The 15,540-nt window shown below is 58.1% G+C and carries 13 protein-coding genes; 2 read left to right on the forward strand and 11 right to left on the reverse strand.

Annotation, left to right across the window (positions count from 1 at the left end):
- Nucleotides 1–91: 91 nt before the first annotated feature.
- From FVB43_RS10805 to FVB43_RS10855, 11 genes are all read right to left on the reverse strand, one after another.
- A complete protein-coding gene (locus FVB43_RS10805; RefSeq protein ID WP_242462138.1) occupies nt 92–1,441 on the reverse strand; it encodes an LLM class flavin-dependent oxidoreductase in 1,350 nt (449 codons plus the stop codon).
- Complete coding sequence (locus FVB43_RS10810; protein WP_197931280.1) at nt 1,438–2,427, reverse strand: ABC transporter permease; 990 nt, start codon at nt 2,425–2,427, stop codon at nt 1,438–1,440. The genes FVB43_RS10805 and FVB43_RS10810 overlap by 4 nt, the downstream gene beginning before the upstream one ends.
- A complete protein-coding gene (locus FVB43_RS10815) occupies nt 2,420–3,448 on the reverse strand; it encodes an ABC transporter permease (RefSeq protein ID WP_167863978.1) in 1,029 nt (342 codons plus the stop codon). The genes FVB43_RS10810 and FVB43_RS10815 overlap by 8 nt, the downstream gene beginning before the upstream one ends.
- Nucleotides 3,445–4,974 (reverse strand): sugar ABC transporter ATP-binding protein, encoded by a 1,530-nt coding sequence (locus FVB43_RS10820; protein WP_167863979.1) that lies wholly within the window; start codon nt 4,972–4,974, stop codon nt 3,445–3,447. The genes FVB43_RS10815 and FVB43_RS10820 overlap by 4 nt, the downstream gene beginning before the upstream one ends.
- Nucleotides 4,964–5,977 (reverse strand): sugar ABC transporter substrate-binding protein, encoded by a 1,014-nt coding sequence (locus tag FVB43_RS10825; protein WP_167863980.1) that lies wholly within the window; start codon nt 5,975–5,977, stop codon nt 4,964–4,966. Before FVB43_RS10825 ends, FVB43_RS10820 begins: the two co-directional genes overlap by 11 nt.
- Before the next feature lie 218 nt (nt 5,978–6,195).
- Complete coding sequence (locus FVB43_RS10830) at nt 6,196–6,846, reverse strand: methionine ABC transporter permease (protein WP_133842077.1); 651 nt, start codon at nt 6,844–6,846, stop codon at nt 6,196–6,198.
- On the reverse strand, nt 6,830–7,924 hold the full coding sequence (locus FVB43_RS10835; protein ID WP_167863981.1) for a methionine ABC transporter ATP-binding protein: 1,095 nt from the start codon (nt 7,922–7,924) through the stop codon (nt 6,830–6,832). The genes FVB43_RS10830 and FVB43_RS10835 overlap by 17 nt, the downstream gene beginning before the upstream one ends.
- A 2-nt stretch (nt 7,925–7,926) precedes the next feature.
- Nucleotides 7,927–8,727, reverse strand: a complete 801-nt coding sequence (locus FVB43_RS10840) for a MetQ/NlpA family ABC transporter substrate-binding protein (protein WP_133842075.1) — start codon at nt 8,725–8,727, stop codon at nt 7,927–7,929.
- Nucleotides 8,728–8,754: 27 nt separating this feature from the next.
- Nucleotides 8,755–10,107 (reverse strand): LLM class flavin-dependent oxidoreductase, encoded by a 1,353-nt coding sequence (locus tag FVB43_RS10845; protein WP_133842074.1) that lies wholly within the window; start codon nt 10,105–10,107, stop codon nt 8,755–8,757.
- A complete protein-coding gene (locus tag FVB43_RS10850; RefSeq protein WP_167863982.1) occupies nt 10,104–11,312 on the reverse strand; it encodes an SfnB family sulfur acquisition oxidoreductase in 1,209 nt (402 codons plus the stop codon). Before FVB43_RS10850 ends, FVB43_RS10845 begins: the two co-directional genes overlap by 4 nt.
- Nucleotides 11,313–11,322: 10 nt before the next feature.
- Complete coding sequence (locus FVB43_RS10855; protein ID WP_133842072.1) at nt 11,323–12,537, reverse strand: SfnB family sulfur acquisition oxidoreductase; 1,215 nt, start codon at nt 12,535–12,537, stop codon at nt 11,323–11,325.
- Between the two features lie 579 nt (nt 12,538–13,116).
- On the opposite strand from FVB43_RS10855, the gene FVB43_RS10860 reads away from it, so the two are divergent.
- Both FVB43_RS10860 and FVB43_RS10865 read left to right on the forward strand, forming a co-directional pair.
- Complete coding sequence (locus tag FVB43_RS10860; RefSeq protein WP_167863983.1) at nt 13,117–14,133, forward strand: lipoate--protein ligase; 1,017 nt, start codon at nt 13,117–13,119, stop codon at nt 14,131–14,133.
- Between the two features lie 103 nt (nt 14,134–14,236).
- Nucleotides 14,237–14,938 (forward strand): hypothetical protein, encoded by a 702-nt coding sequence (locus tag FVB43_RS10865; RefSeq protein ID WP_167863984.1) that lies wholly within the window; start codon nt 14,237–14,239, stop codon nt 14,936–14,938.
- Nucleotides 14,939–15,540 lie beyond the last annotated feature (602 nt).

A 15,540-nucleotide genomic window follows, 5' to 3' on the forward strand; every position in this document is an offset into this window, starting at 1 on the left:
TTGAACATAAAATGTGCGAAGGACAACTTAACCAAAAGTTTTCTGAGAAGAAATACGCGTACCGCTAACACAGACGTCTTTTTTTTACGATTTATCGCCTGTAATGCTGTCCCGCACCAAACAGCCTTTCGCGCAGGGTCAGCGGCTGCGCAGGTCGGGGTGCAACGCGTCCGCGGGCTTTCAGCTCCGGTATCACATAGCGGGCAAAATCCTCAAAGCTGCCGGGACTGATGGCATAGCCGATGTTAAAACCGTCCACGCCCGATGCCGCGGCAAACTGTTCCAACTGGTCGGCCACCGACTGCGGGCCGCCCACCAGCGTGGGATGCAGCCCCCCAATCCCGATGTAGTGTGCCGCTTCACGCAGTGTCCACTGTCGGCCACCGTCAATACGCGTCAGGCTGGCGAGCGCCGAGCGGCAGGCGTCAGTTTCGATATATTCCAGCGGGCGATCAGGATCGTAGTCGGCCCAGTCCACCCCCGTCCAGGCGGAGAACAGCGCCAGCGCCGCTTCTTTACTGATGTAACGCTGAAAATCGGCATAGCGTGCCTGGGCCTGTGTGTCATCCGGCCCGGTCACCACGGTGACGGCGGCAATAAAGCGCAGGGCATCGGGATGCCGCCCCTGCTCCACCGCCAACTGGCGAATGGTGGCAATATCATGACGAATGGCCTCCGGCGTCAGCCCGGCCATAAAGATCACCTCGGCGTTGGCGGCGGCAAACAGGCTACCGCGTGCGGAGGTACCCGCCTGAAACAGCACCGGGGTACGCTGCGGGCTGGGTTCGCTGAGATGCGCATCCGGCACCTGGTAGTAACGGCCCTGGTGACGAATGGGGTGAACTTTATGCGGATGGCTGTAAACCCCGGCCTGCTTGTCACGGACGACGGCATCCTCCTCCCACGAGCCTTCCCACAGTTTGCAGGCAACATCGACAAACTCCTGCGCACGATCGTAGCGCTCGTCATGAGGGATCTGCTGCGTCAGGCCGAGATTGCGCGCGGCGGAGTCCAACATTGAGGTGACAATATTCCACGCCACCCGCCCGTTGCTGAGATGGTCCAGGGTGGTGAATTTCCGCGCCAGCAGATAAGGATGTTCGTAGGTGGTGGAAACGGTCACGCCAAAACCCAGATGCCGGGTGGCGGCCGCCAGCGCGGAGACCAGCAGCAGCGGATCGTTAACCGGCATCTGGGCGGCACCGCGCAGCGCCGCATGGGGCTGCTGCTGATAAACATCCAGCTGCCCCAGCGCATCCGCAAGAAACAGCGCATCGAACCCCGCCTCGTCCAGCAGCTGCGCGATCTCCACCCAGTAGCGGATATCGGTGTAGCGTGATGCCTGATCCTCTGGATGACGCCACAGCCCGGCGGAGATATGCCCGACCACGTTCATCATAAAACCAAACAGGATCAGCGGCGGCTTCGGAGCACTCATCATACCCCTCCGCGCTGGCGACGGTTCAGCGCTCCGGCGGCCAGCACCACGAAGATCAGCACCCCGGTCGCCACCTGCTGCCAGTAAAAGTTCCAGCCGATCAACAGTAACCCGTTGGCGACAAAGCTGAGCAGGACAACGCCAAGCAAGGTGCCCGGCACGCTGGGCCGCCGCGAGCGGGAGAAGGTGCTGCCAATAAAGGCCGCGCCGATGGCATTCAACAGATAGGCATTGCCCGACAACGACACCCAGGCTTTCACATTCGATGCCAGCATCAGTCCCACCAGACCAGCGGTGACGGCGCTGATCACAAAGGCCAGCGTGATCAGCCGTTTGGTATGGATACCCGAATAGTGCGCCACGCTACTCTGGCTGCCGAAGACGTTGAGCGCCCGGCCATGACGACTGCGCTGCAACAGCAGATGCAACCCCAGCGCCAGCAACGCAACGACCCACAGCGGCAGCGGAATGCCCAGCCAGCTGCCGTGGCTGATGGCTGAGAATCCCGGCGGCAACACCTGGCTCAGCAGGTAGATCGGCTGACCGCCGTTCGATGCCAGCTGCTGCACGCTCTGGCCGATAAACAGTGTACCCAGCGTGGCAAGAAACGGCTCCACGCCCAGTACCGCAATCAGAAATGCGTTAAACAAACCCACGCACAGTGCTGCCAGCAGCGCCGCACCAATCGCCAGCGGCAGCCCAACCTGGTGCAGCACCAGCGTGACCAGCACCAGGCAGGCAAAATCAATCGCGGTGCCGACGGAGAGATCAACGGCGCCCATCGAAGCCACCACCGTCATCGCCAGGGCGACAATCGCCAGCGGCGCGACGTTATTCAGTAGCACGCTTTCGATATTGCTCAGGGTGAAAAAGCCGGGGGCGAACAGGCTGAACAGCAGCAATAACAGGGCAAAGGCCAGCAGCATCAGCAGGCTGAGCAGGTTGCCGCCTGCCCTTGCCGCCACATGACGAAGGGTTAACTCAGACACGGACTTTTCTCCTTTGCTGGCGCTGGCGCAGCAGTGCGGTCAGTGATACCACCGAGAGGATCAGCACCCCTTCCACACCGTTAATCCAGTAGCTGGACACATTAATTAACTGGAAACCGTTGGCAATCAGGCTGAGGAACAGCACGCTGACCAGGGTTCCGGCCACGGTCGGCACCAGACGCCGTGAAAACACCACGCCCAGCAGCACAGCGGCAATCACCATCAGCAGGTTATCGCCCGCCCCCGGCGAACTGCCGCTGAGCACGGTCACTGAACCGAAAGCGGCTAATGCCGACGCTACGCCACAAAGCACATAGCTGGCAGCGATATAGCGCCACACGACCAGGCCATTTGCTCGCGCCGCCAGGGGATGGCTGCCCACTGCCTGTAAGCGCAGCCCGAAGCGGGTGCTGTGTGTCAACAGAATTGCCAGCAGCGCCAGCAGGGCAAAGGCCCAGGCCAGCCAGGGCAACGTCAGCGGCCCGGCGGCCAGCAGAGCATCAAACAGCGGGCCACTGACCGGAATGGTGGAGTTCTGCGTCAGCACCATCTCCAGCCCGATGGCGATATTCATGGTGGTCAGCGTCGCCAGCAGCGGCAGAATACGCAGCCACACCACCGCCAGCGCATTCAGCGCGCCGAGGGCAGCACCGCTTAATACGGCCAGGCTCAGCGCCACCGTCAGGGAATGACCTGCCGCCAGTTGCGTGGCAAACACCGCCGCACTCAGCCCCATATTGGCTGCCACCGACAGATCAATGCCGCCGGTGAGCGAGTGGCTACCGCCACCGGTCAGCACCAGCGTCAGGCCAAAGGCCAGCGTGCCGGTCACGGCGGCCTGTTGGAGCACGTTACCCAGATTACCGACGGTGAGAAAAATCGGTGACAGCACGGCAAACACCGCCAGTACTGCAACAATGATCAGCAGCGCACCGCCCTGTAACCACTGCACGGCCTGCCCGGATGCCGGAGCAGCGGGCACCGGACGGGCCAGCCCCGCAGGTGAAGTGAGTTCGCTCATGCGGCGGCTCCCTGCGTCTGTTCCTGCGCCGCGCCCGAGGCCCAGGCGAGGATCTCATGGTGATCGGTGTCGGCGGTATTGAGGGTTTTGACCAGTTGCCCGCGCGCCAGCACCAGAATGCGGTCGCACAGGGATTGCAGCTCCAGCAGGTCGGTTGAGAAGACAATCACCAGCGCGCCCTGCGCCACCAGCTGATGCAGCGCCTGATAGATTTCCGCTTTTGCGCCGATATCCACCCCGACCGTCGGTTCATCGAGCAGGTAGAGCTGTGCATCGGTGTTCAGCCATTTCGCCAGCACCACCTTCTGCTGGTTGCCGCCGGAGAGGGAGCGCAGCGGTGCTTCAGCACCAGGAGTACGAATCCCCAACTGCTGAATATTGCCCGCCACCAGTGCCTTCTCACGTCGTCGATCAATAAACAGACGCCTGACCAGCGTTTTCAGTGAGGTCAGTGCAATATTCTCACGCACGCTGAGATCGGGTGCGATGCCGTTGGCGCGGCGATCTTCCGGCACAAAGGCAATGCCCTGCTGCACCGCCTGATGGGGCGAACGCGGCAGCAGCGGCTGGTCATTCAATGTGATGCTGCCGCTCAGGCCACTTTCCAGCCCGAACAGCGAGCGCACCAGCGCTTTTCCGCCGGAGCCCAGCAGCCCGGTCACGCCGATAATCTCACCGCGTTGCGCACTAAAGCTGACGTCGCTGAAACGCCCTGGCGCAGAAAGACCCTCCACGCGCAGCAGCGTCTGTTCACGGCGCTGAGACGGCGTGCGGGCCTGGGTTTGCAGGGCATCACCGAGCATATCGTGGATCAGCTGCGGGCCGGTGACTTCGCTGACCTGATGCTGTGCCACGTTTTGCCCGTCACGCAGTACGCTGACCTGCTGGCACAGTTCGGTGATTTCATCGAGGTAGTGTGAAACGTACAGCACCGCCAGCCCCTGGCCGCGCAGCGTGCGGATAGCGCGAAACAGTGCGTCCACTTCATGGCGGGCCAGCGCCGCCGTGGGTTCGTCAAACACCAGTACGCGCGGCGAGTGCCGCAATGCACGGGTGATCTGCACAATTTGTTGTTCTGCCACGCTGAGGTCGGCAATCAGGTTGTCCGGGTTAATATCCAGCGCAAAGTGCTGACGGATCGCCCGGCGTGCAATGTGCCGCAGGCGACGACGGTTCAGCAGCCGCACGCCGGGATAAACCGGCTCCTCACCCAGCAGCAGCGTTTCCGCCACGGTCAGGCTGGGGGCCAGCAGACGCTCCTGATGCACAATCTCAATACCCAGCGCGTGCGCCCTGCCCGGCGAATCAATGCGCACCGGCTGGCCGTCGAACCAGATCTCGCCGCCGTCGGCGGGTTGCAGCCCGCCGAGGATTTTGATCAGGGTGGATTTCCCCGCGCCGTTATGACCAATCAGGCCGTGGATCTCCCCTGGTGCGAGGCTGAGTGACACCCCGCGCAGGGCCGGAACGCCGTCAAAGGCTTTATCAATATTATTCAGCGCTAACAGCGGCGGTTTATTTGGCATCGCTCTGGCCCAGCGTTTTCTGTGCTTCTGCGGCGTTCTCTTTGGTCACTACCAGCGAAGGTACATAGGTAGCCGGAGGCAGGTTGCGATCCCCCGCCAGATAACGGGCCGCATTTTGCACTGCCGTTTTACCAATCAGGTAAGGCTGCTGGGCCACCACTGCCGCCGCGCTGGATTTCGGATCTTTCACCAGTGACACCACGTCCGGGCTGCCGTCGACCGCATAGGTTTTGATTTCACTGCGGCCAGCGGCATCCACCGCCTGCGTGGCACCAATCTGTGGTACATCCCAGGCGGCCCAGATCGCCTGTACCGAGCCTTTCGGGTATTTATTTAACAGCTGGCTGATTTGAGAATAAGCATCCTGCACGGTATTCGGGATCACATCGCGCAGTTCCGGTTCAATAATTTTAATTTTCGGATACCACTTCAGTACCGCTTTTAACTGGTCGTAACGCATTGCCACTACCGGCACGCCATAAAAGCCGTTAAATACCAGAATATTTCCTTCGCCGCGCAGATCGTTAACCAGTTTCAGCGCCAGCTGTTCGCCAATATAAAAGTTATCTGAGGTTGTGACGTTAATACTGGAGGGGCTGGCGGTATCGACGGTAAACAGCGGAATACCTGCAGCACGGATTTTTTTAAGCCAGGGTTCGAGCACCGACGCGGTGCCGAGAGTTTCAATAATGGCATCCGGCTTTTGTGCGATAAGCGTTTGAATCTGAGAGATTTGCTGGGCTTCTTTACGCCCGCCATCCAGTGCAATTGGCGTGCCACCAAGGCGTTTCACTTCGTCGATTTGCCCCTGATAGGCTTTCAGATCCCAGTAGTGATCGGTGCCCGCCACGGTAATACCAATACGTTTCCCTTTTAATGACGGCACATCAGCATCATTGTTTTCTGCCTGTGCGGGCAAGGCCATCAATATCGCCGAAGCGACCAGCACAGCCAGTGAGGCTTTAATCAGAGAGAAGGTTTTTGTTTTATTATTCTTAGCCATTTTTATTGTATTCCTGTCAGATGAATTAATGCCAAAGTAGCACAGTCATCTGAGAGGAATAATGCCGATTTCGACTAAGAATCCGGCATCTTTGGTTATTAAGAAAAACTGAACTAAAGATGATGTAGGGGTCGATCATCTTTTCCGATCGACCCGTGCTGCAGATTTGCACCCAACGGGCTGACCGAAACAGATGATCGACCACGACAAATAATGGATCAACGGTGATTCAATCGCCGCGATAAACGATCCCCACACAGCTGTAGTACCGTCACCAGCGCCACCAGCACCACAATCACCGTCAGCATCACCTGCGAGTCAAAGCGTTGGTAACCGTAACGATACGCCAGATCCCCTAACCCGCCGGCGCCAATCGCCCCCGCCATCGCTGAAGCATTGATCATGGTGACCAGCGTAATGGTAAATCCGCTGACAATCCCCGGACGCGCCTCCGGCAGCAGCACGTGCCAGATAATATGCCGTCGGTGAAAGCCCATCGCCTGTGCCGCTTCCACCAGCCCTTTATCCACTTCACGCAGGCTGACCTCCGCAATGCGGGCAAAAAAGGGCGTAGCCGCCAGCGTCAGCGGCACCACGGCGGCCCAGACGCCATAAGAGGTGCCGACCACCATACGGGTAAAGGGGATCAATGCGACCATCAGGATCAGGAATGGCACAGAACGGAACAGATTCACCACCCAGCCCAGCAGACGGTTCAGTAACGGGTTGGCAAACAGGTTTTGTTTGTCGGTGATCACCAGCACCACCGCCAGCGGCAGGCCCAGCAGCAGCGCGGCCAGTGAAGACACCCCGACCATCATTAACGTATCCAGCAATCCCTGCCATAAACGATCAATCTGCAGTGACATAGCCCAGTACCTCCACACGGTCGGCTAACGGCTCAAGCGAAGTAGCGACAAACGGCGCGGGTCCGGCGGGTTTCAGTAAGATCATCTGACCAATCTGCCGTTCCTGCACCCACTCCAGCGCACTCTGTATCAACTGCGTTTCACTGCCCAGCAAGGCGATAATCTCCGCCAGCTGCGGCGCCGCGCCCTCTCCGGTCCAGGTCAGGCGCAGCAGCGCCCGGTCATTGGCACTGCTGAGTTGCGGACGCAGACGGTCAGCCAGCGCCGCAGGCAGCGCATGCTGTTGCGGGCTGAGTAGTATCTGCGTCGTCGGTTGTTGCGGATCGCCATACACCTGCCAGACCGGGCCTTGCTCAATCACTTTGCCCTGTTCCAGCACTGCCACCTGATGGCACAAATCGTGGATCACGTTCATCTCATGGGTGATCAGCACAATGGTGATGCCCTGCTGCTGGTTGATCTCGCGCAGCAACGCCAGAATCGAGGCGGTGGTTTCCGGGTCGAGCGCCGAGGTGGCTTCATCGCACAGCAACAGCTGCGGTTCATGCACCAGCGCACGGGCAATCCCCACGCGCTGCTTCTGCCCGCCGGAGAGCTGGGCGGGCCAGGCGTGCTGGCGCTCCTCCAGCCCGACCAGTTTAAGCAGCGCATCCACTTTCTGCTGGCGTGCGCGCGCCTCAACCCCGGCGACCTTTAGTGGCAGCTCAATGTTCTCACGCACCGTCTTCGCCGACAGCAGGTTGAAGTGTTGGAAGATCATCCCGGTGCCGCGCCGCCAGTTCACCAGCGCGTTGTCGCTCAGGCTGCCGATATCCACGCCATCCACCACCACGCTGCCTGCCGTCGGGTTTTCCAGCCGGTTGAGGCAGCGGATCAGTGAGGATTTCCCCGCACCGCTGCGGCCAATAATGCCGAAAATAGTACCGCGTGGAATATGCAGGTTAATGTTATGCAGCGCATCGGTTTGCTGCCCGGCATAACGTTTAAACAGGCCGTCGATGGCCACATGTGCCGCCCCCGACGCACGGGAAACGGCGGCGCTCTGTTCGGTACTGTCCGGCCAGGTCAGGCTGACCATGATTACGGCTTCCAGCCTGGCTGATAAAGTTTGCCGTAGAATTTATCCAGGCTGGCGCGTACCGCCGGGGAGTGCTGATAGATATCAACAAACTTTTTCAGGCGCGGGTCATCCTGGTGGCCGTCGCGGATAACAAACTGGATCACGTACTCCGGGTTTTCCAGCCCATCAAACAACAGCGCATTATTCGGATCAATCACCCCGGAGGCGCGCAGATAGTGTGGATAGCCCTGCGCCAGGTCCACTTCTTCCAGTGAACGCGAGAGCTGCACCGCTTCCACTTCAATAATCTTCAGATGCTTCGGGTTGTTGACGATGTCATCAACGGTCGACTTCAGGCCCGCACCCGGTTTCAGGGTGATTAACCCGGATTTTTGCAGTAGCAGCAGGCCGCGCCCGCCGTTAATCGGGTCATTTGCAATCGCCACGGTGCCGCCGTCAGGAATCTGATCAATAGCGGTATGTTTTTTGGAGTAAAGGCCGACGTTATTGATGATCGCCGGGGCGTATTTCACCAGGTGGAAACCGCCCTGCTGATTGGCGTTATCGAGGAACGGCTGATGCTGGAACAGGTTGACATCAATGTCGCCGTTTTCCAGGCTGACGTTCGGTGCCGTCCAGTCGCTGAACTCGATCAGATCCACCTTCAGGCCCTGCTTTTTCGCCTCTTCAACGGCGGTTTCCAGCGGTGGTGCAAAGGCGGCGGTAGTGCCGACTTTCAGCGGGCCGCTGTAATCGGCTGCCTGCGCAAAAGCCGTCGTGCCTAACAGTGCCGTCAGCACCAGAGTATTCAGTAATTTCATATTGTTATCCTTATTTTCCCGGAGGGATCAGGCATCCCGACGCCAGCGTGCCGCCGGATGGCGTGCTGGCAGACGGTCGTGGCTGAACAGTTTGTGACGCAATGTGCCTGGCTGATACGCGGTCTTATAGCGGCCTCGCTGCTGTAATTCCGGCACCACCAGATCAATAAAATCGATATAACTCTGCGGGTTGACGATGCGCGTCAGGTTAAAGCCGTCGATGCCCGCTTCGTCCATCCAGCGGATCAGCGCATCGGCCACCTGTGACGGGTTGCCGACAATCAGCGGATAACGCCCGCCCAGGGCGTGCTGCTCCAGCAGGCGACGGCGGGTCCAGCCGCTGAAGGTTTTGCTCACCGACTCAATGGCGCGCCCCGATCCGCTGTGGATCGGTTCATCCAATGCGAAAGCAGCGAGATCGAGACCGATCGAGCTGGAGAAATGGGCGATCCCCCCTTCCGGGCTGGCATAGCGCAGATACTCCTGATGCTTTTCCTGCGCCTCTTTCTCGCTGGGTGCCACGATCACCGAGACGCCCATAAAGACTTTCAAATCGTCGGCTTCGCGCCCGGCCTCGACCGCGGCGTGACGCAGGCGATCGACCTGGCTGCGCATCGCGGCCGGGGTACTGCCGTTAACAAAGCTGCACTCCGCGTGGCGGGCGGCAAAGCGGATGCCGCGATCGGAGCTTCCTGCCTGGAACAGCAGCGGCGTGCGCTGTGGGGAAGGCGAACTGAGGTGATAGCCTTCCACCTGGTAATACTCGCCGTGATGACGCACCGGGTAGATTTTGGCCGCATCGGCATATAACCGCCGCTGACGATCCGCCACCACGGCATCGTCCTGCCAGCTCCCTTCCCACAGCTGATAGCTGACATCAAGAAACTCGTCAGCCTGATCGTAGCGCTGATCGTGCCCGAGCAGCTGAGTCTGCCCCATCGCACGCGCAGCGCTGTCGAGGTAACCGGTGACGATATTCCAGCCCACCCGCCCCCCGGTCAGGTGGTCGAGGGTGGAGAAACGGCGGGCAAATGGATACGGCGCTTCATAGCTCAGGTTGGCGGTGAGACCAAAACCGAGATGTTCGGTCACGCTGGCCATGCCGGAGACCAGCATCAGCGGATCGTTGACCGGAAGCTGGATGGATTCGCTGGCCGTCAGGCCAATCCCCTGCTGGTAAACGTCGTACACACCGAGAATATCGGCGATGAACAGCCCGTCGAACAGCCCGCGCTCCAGAGTGCGCGCCAGATCCAGCCAGTAGCGCAGATCGTTAAATTCGGTGGAGCGGTCAAGCGGATGAGTCCACATGCCGTGATGAATATGCCCTACGCAGTTCATATTGAAGGCGTTAAGCAGGATTTTTTTCGGTTGGCTCATAGGGTTCCCCGGCGTGGCGGTAGCACATCGTTCAGCACGTAGTTGCCAATGGCCGGATATTTCCAGCGCACCGGATCGTGCAATGTATGGGTGCGGGCGTTGCGCCAGTGGCGATCCAGATTGTGCTCGCGCAGCGCCGAGCGCGTGCCGGAGAGCTCAAACAACAGGTTGGACGCTTCCAGCGCTCGTTCAGTGGTCCAGGCTTTTACTGTCGCTACCGCAATCGAGGCCTCGGCCACCGTGCGCTCACTAACCTGATGGCGTGCGGCATCTACCGCATCGCCAGCGTCGGCCAGCAGTGCGTCTCCGGCCTGTAAACGCGGGGCCAGTTGTCCAACCCGGTCAATGGTCAGCGGGTCCTGCCCGGCATGATCGACCCCGGCATCCGGCCACGGACGCGCACGGGTATTGATAAAGTTCAGCATGTCGTTAAAGGCGGCGCGGGCAATGCCCTGTTCAATCGCCGCATGGAGGATTTGTGCGAACGGCCCAAGGCGGGTGGGCCGATCAAAGGCGCTCTGGAACGGGATAATATCCTCAGCATCCACCGCCACCGTGGCAAACTGCACCGACCCGCTGCCAGTAGTGCGCTGACCAAAGCCCGACCAGTCGTCGGTCACGGTGATGCCGGGCTGATGGCGCGGCACAAACACCAGTTGCTCTTTACCGTCTTCCCCGCGCGCGGCGGTGGGAATGCGGTCGGCAAACAGTGCCCCCGTAGCGTAAAACTTCTGGCCGCTAAGCTGCCAGCCGTCACCCTGCGGCAATACCGAGGTGCTGCGCTGGTGGGCGGCGGCAGAACTGAACTCGGCCAGTGCATTGCCAAGATGCACGCCATCGAGCACTTCCTGATAAAAACGCTGTTGCTGCGCGGCGTTGCCGTTCAGGCGCAGCACTTCCAGCGCATAAAAATGGTTCTGCGGCACCTGACCAATCGCCGCGTCGGCTTCGCTGATAATGGCGATCACCTGCGCCAGTACGGCGGTGGAGACATCCGCTCCACCAAACGCTTTGGGCACGGTGATCGCCCCCAGGCCTGCGGCAAACAGCGCCCGCAGCGGTGCGACGGGCAGTTTACGTTCGCGGTCACGACGTGCAGCACCGCTGCGAAATTCTGCTGCCAGATGCTGAGCAACGTCTATCGCCTGCGCGGCACTGGTGATACGGCTGGCCTGCTGTTTCGGTTTAACCTGGCTGAGAGGCATAAGGGGCTCCTTAAATCCAGGCATGACGCACCGGAAGCTGACCGTTGAGGTAGTAATTACCGATGGCGTGAAACTTCCAGCGGAGCGGATCGTGCAGGGTATGGGTACGCGCATTGCGCCAGTGGCGGTCAAGGCCGTGCTCGCTGAGCGTGGCGCGACTGCCGCCCCACTCCAGCAGCTTTTCGCTGGCCTTAAGCGCAATCTCGGTGGTCAGCACTTTGGCTTCGGCCACGGCGATGGAAGCCTGCGCGGCGGTCTGCGCATCCAGCCGCGCGGGATCAATGTTATCCAGCGTGCGGGCTGCCTGACGCAGCAGGGATTCCGCCGCGACCAGTTCAATAAACACACGGCCAACATCGGCCTGTAAATGGGGATCGTCAGCGTTACGTTCTACCCCGGCATCCACCCACGGGCGCGAATGGCGGCGAATAAATTCGCAGCCCTCATCAAAGGCTCCCCGGCCAATCCCGGCATCAATAGCAGCCTGTAGCAGCTGCGAGACCGGGCCACGCAGTGAGGGTTTATCGCTGGCGGGCACCGGGATCACCAGCGCAGCATCCACCCGCACCGCGTCGAGATGGATCGTGCCGCTGGCAGTGGTGCGCTGACCAATGCCGGACCAGTCGTCGACGATTTCCAGCCCGGCCGATTTGCGTGGCATAAAGGCCATCACCGCCTGCCCGTCATCATTCAGCGCGGTCGTAACAATGATGTCGGCGAACAGTGCGCCAGTGGAGTAGAACTTGCTGCCGGTCAGACGCAGGCCATCCGGCCCCAGGACCAGGCGGGCCGTGACTTCACGGGTATGTCGGGTATTTTTTTCCGGGCCGCCGTTACCGAGGCGCTGCCCCTGCACCACGGCGCTGAAAAGGGTGTGTTGCTGGGCGGGTGTACCTTCATCGAGCAGCAGTTGGATCAGGGCGAAATGGTTTTGCGGGATCTGCCCCAGTGAGGGGTCCACGGCCGAGATAATGCGGAACACCTCCGACAGCGTGCGGTATGACAGCCCGCCACCGCCAAAGGCGCGAGGCACAGAGATGCTGCCCAGTCCGCTGCGACTGAACAGTGCCAGCGCCTCCAGCGGGTAGATGCGATCCCGGTCGCGGGCCACCACATCGAACCGGGCGAGGTCGGCCACGGCCTGTGCGGCCTGGATCGCCTGTTCGTGACTGAGGATCACTGCCGCTGTTTTATTCTGGCCGGTAGTACTCGCTGATTGGCTCATGATGTCCCTTAATTAACAGGCAAATAAATGCCAGATGGCGCAGGCCATCAGCAAAGAGATTTTTCAGATTTCATTAATATAATCAGAGCGATAATATGAAGTAAAGCGTCGTACTTATGACAAATATGACGTTGGATTGCTGATATTTAGCTATAGCGGTTTTATTTAAAAATAATAATGGGCGCGGTTAATTTATAACGGTGTTAATTATTGGCAATATAAAATTGCCGAACTCTATGGGCGATCACGGTGGGATCCCCGGTTATATTCCCTGGCTGAACGTTCGGCGTCAGGTCCGGGGCCAGTTTGAGCACGCCGGATCGGCAAAAAACGCATCCATGCGGGCCTCGGCACGCGACGTCCTGTCGCGTGACGTCCGGCTTACCTCAAGCTGGCCCCATCCCCGCAGAACCGTTACTCGCTGTGAGTTTAAAACCTCCACGGCATCGCGATCTAATGTAGGGGTCGATCATCTTTTCCGATCAACCCGTGCTGATGACGGGCATCAGGCGGCAATCTGGACGTTTTCCCCGATGATGGTATTATCCCTGCGCCGCCAAAACTTCAATGGAGTCAAGCATGTCCACACTGCGTTTACTGTTATCGGATTCCTGGGACCCGTGGTTTAACCTGGCCGTGGAAGAGTCTATTTTCCGCCAGATGCCAGCGACGCAGCGGGTGCTGTTTTTGTGGCGCAATGCCGAAACGGTGGTGATTGGCCGTTCGCAGAATCCGTGGAAAGAGTGCAATACGCGGCGTATGGAAGAAGACCGCATCCGCCTGGCGCGACGCAGCAGCGGCGGTGGCGCGGTGTTTCATGATCTCGGTAACTGCTGCTTTACTTTTATGGCCGGGAAGCCGGAATACGATAAAAGCGTGTCCACCGGGATTATTCTGCGGGCGCTGGCGTCGTTGGGTATTCAGGCTGAAGCCTCAGGACGAAACGATCTGGTGGTGAATACCGCCGACGGCGTGCGTAAAATCTCCGGTTCTGCCTACCATGAAACCCACGATCGCGGTTTTCATCACGGTACTATTCTGCGCGATGCGGACCTCTCGCGCCTGGCCGATTACCTCAACCCTGACATCAAGAAATTGCAGGCCAAAGGCATTACTTCCGTGCGCTCGCGCGTGGCGAATCTGGAAGAGCTGGTGCCGGGGATTACCTTTGAAGCGATTTGCAGCGCAGTAACGGCGGCGTTTTTCGACCATTTTGGCGAAGAATGCCAGCCCGAACATATCTCCCCGACCTCCCTGCCCGACCTGCCAGGTTTTGAGGCGCAGTTTGCCAAACAGAGCAGCTGGCAGTGGAATTTTGGCCAGGCACCGCAGTTCCAGCACCTGCTGGATACCCGTTTTAGCTGGGGTGGCGTGGAAATCCACGTCGATGTTGAGCGCGGCAAGGTCAGCCGCTGCCAGATTTTCAGCGACAGCCTGAACCTGGCGCCGCTGGAGAAACTGGCGGAACTGCTGCCCGGCACCGAATATCGCCCGGAGGCGCTGGCCGCTAAGGTGGCACGGCTGAGGGAGGCGTTCCCTCAGCAAGAGGTGGAGCTGACGGAGCTGGAGCAGTGGCTGGCGGAGAGTGTGCGATGATGACCGCATTGGCAGGCCAGTTGACAAAAGCAGAAGATCAGCCCGAAGTCATTATCCTGCCTACTGGCATTGCAATAAGTAAATGGTAAGTGGAAAACACATCATGTTTAAAATTATTCTGGTCATAATTATTGTATTAGTACTCTTTCCTTTTTGGATTTTGGCGTTCTTCCTTGTCAAGAACAGTGTTCTGCCAACTTGGGAAAGTGGGAATCTGTCTGATTGGATGAGCACTATATGTAATTTAGTTATGGCATTGTCCGCAGTCTATGCGGCTTTCAAAGCAAAAAAATGGTTCAAAGAAAAAACACTTCTCAATACTTTGGATTCCGCCCATGTTTTTGCTCTAAAATTCGACAGTTTGTTATGGGAAATAAATGAAGAAATATTCAACGATGTACTAATACGAGCAGACCTCCATTTTAGATCTAAAAAACATAGAGATAGCCAAAAAACAGCAGAATTGTTAGCGACACTTAAATTAGAGGAGGAAAAATCAGCATCAACGCAATTATCTTATTACGCTAAAATTAACAACACCAAGATAAGACTTGAACGATATAATATATTAACCAGTGAACATCTCAATCGTCTTTTTGATGAAATAATGAAAGCAAGAAAAGAATATTTAAATGAACATAATGATTACATTTCTGATTTAACCAAAGTTGTGTTGTCGGGAGATCAAAACCCTGACTCTATTTCGACGGACAAACTAAATATGAAAATGAATAAACTTGCTGCGTTATTCGAAAATGAACTCGTAAAAATAGATATTAATAGTGATTATACTTTCAAAATGTAGAAAGGTATAAGCTCATCCTTTAATCTAGCTCACAAGCGCGGAGCAGCATAATGCACAGCGCACAAAGGTTGACCTCTGAGGTTTCCCCACAAAACATGACCCGCATTCCCCGTAATTGACGAGCTTATTTTTACACCAGCCAGTGATGCTTACCTGAGCCGTGACGATGGCCCAGCTCAATACAACCTCAATCCCAAATCAATCCGCTGACATCGTCATGCCGTGGCGGTTTTAAAACTTACAGCGAGCAACCGTTCTTTGGGGATGGGGCCAGTTTTAGGTAAGCCGGACGTCACGCGGCAGGGACGCCGCGTGCCGAGGCCCGCAGGGATGCGGATTTTGCCGATCCGGCGTGCTCAAACTGGCCTCAGACCGGAAGCCAAACTGTCAGCCACAAAAAATGACAGGAACGCCCTCATAGGTCGACCTTCTTCGATCCACCTTTTTCCCGACAGTCATGTCAACGGCACTGGCCGACCCTAAAAAACGTCGGTAGCAACAGATGATGAATTCCGCATAAGCTAATGATTTAAAATTGTTTAGTCTCCCGCCTCGTTTCTCCTATGCTTCACCTCTTCCTTGTTTTTTCACGGCCGTTGATA

Source organism: Erwinia rhapontici (assembly GCF_012271765.1).
In the GTDB taxonomy this organism is placed as follows: Bacteria; Pseudomonadota; Gammaproteobacteria; order Enterobacterales; family Enterobacteriaceae; genus Erwinia; species Erwinia rhapontici.

Excerpts from the sequence above, each read along its gene's own strand:
- FVB43_RS10835 (WP_167863981.1), bottom strand. The coding sequence starts at position 7,924 with ATGGTCAGCCTGACCTGGCCGGACAGTACCGAACAGAGCGCCGCCGTT.
- FVB43_RS10855 (WP_133842072.1), bottom strand. The coding sequence starts at position 12,537 with ATGAGCCAATCAGCGAGTACTACCGGCCAGAATAAAACAGCGGCAGTG.
- FVB43_RS10845 (WP_133842074.1), bottom strand. The coding sequence starts at position 10,107 with ATGAGCCAACCGAAAAAAATCCTGCTTAACGCCTTCAATATGAACTGC.
- FVB43_RS10830 (WP_133842077.1), bottom strand. The coding sequence starts at position 6,846 with ATGTCACTGCAGATTGATCGTTTATGGCAGGGATTGCTGGATACGTTA.
- FVB43_RS10865 (WP_167863984.1), top strand. The coding sequence starts at position 14,237 with ATGTTTAAAATTATTCTGGTCATAATTATTGTATTAGTACTCTTTCCT.
- FVB43_RS10820 (WP_167863979.1), bottom strand. The coding sequence starts at position 4,974 with ATGCCAAATAAACCGCCGCTGTTAGCGCTGAATAATATTGATAAAGCC.
- FVB43_RS10840 (WP_133842075.1), bottom strand. The coding sequence starts at position 8,727 with ATGAAATTACTGAATACTCTGGTGCTGACGGCACTGTTAGGCACGACG.
- FVB43_RS10825 (WP_167863980.1), bottom strand. The coding sequence starts at position 5,977 with ATGGCTAAGAATAATAAAACAAAAACCTTCTCTCTGATTAAAGCCTCA.
- FVB43_RS10860 (WP_167863983.1), top strand. The coding sequence starts at position 13,117 with ATGTCCACACTGCGTTTACTGTTATCGGATTCCTGGGACCCGTGGTTT.
- FVB43_RS10815 (WP_167863978.1), bottom strand. The coding sequence starts at position 3,448 with ATGAGCGAACTCACTTCACCTGCGGGGCTGGCCCGTCCGGTGCCCGCT.
- FVB43_RS10850 (WP_167863982.1), bottom strand. The coding sequence starts at position 11,312 with ATGCCTCTCAGCCAGGTTAAACCGAAACAGCAGGCCAGCCGTATCACC.
- FVB43_RS10805 (WP_242462138.1), bottom strand. The coding sequence starts at position 1,441 with ATGATGAGTGCTCCGAAGCCGCCGCTGATCCTGTTTGGTTTTATGATG.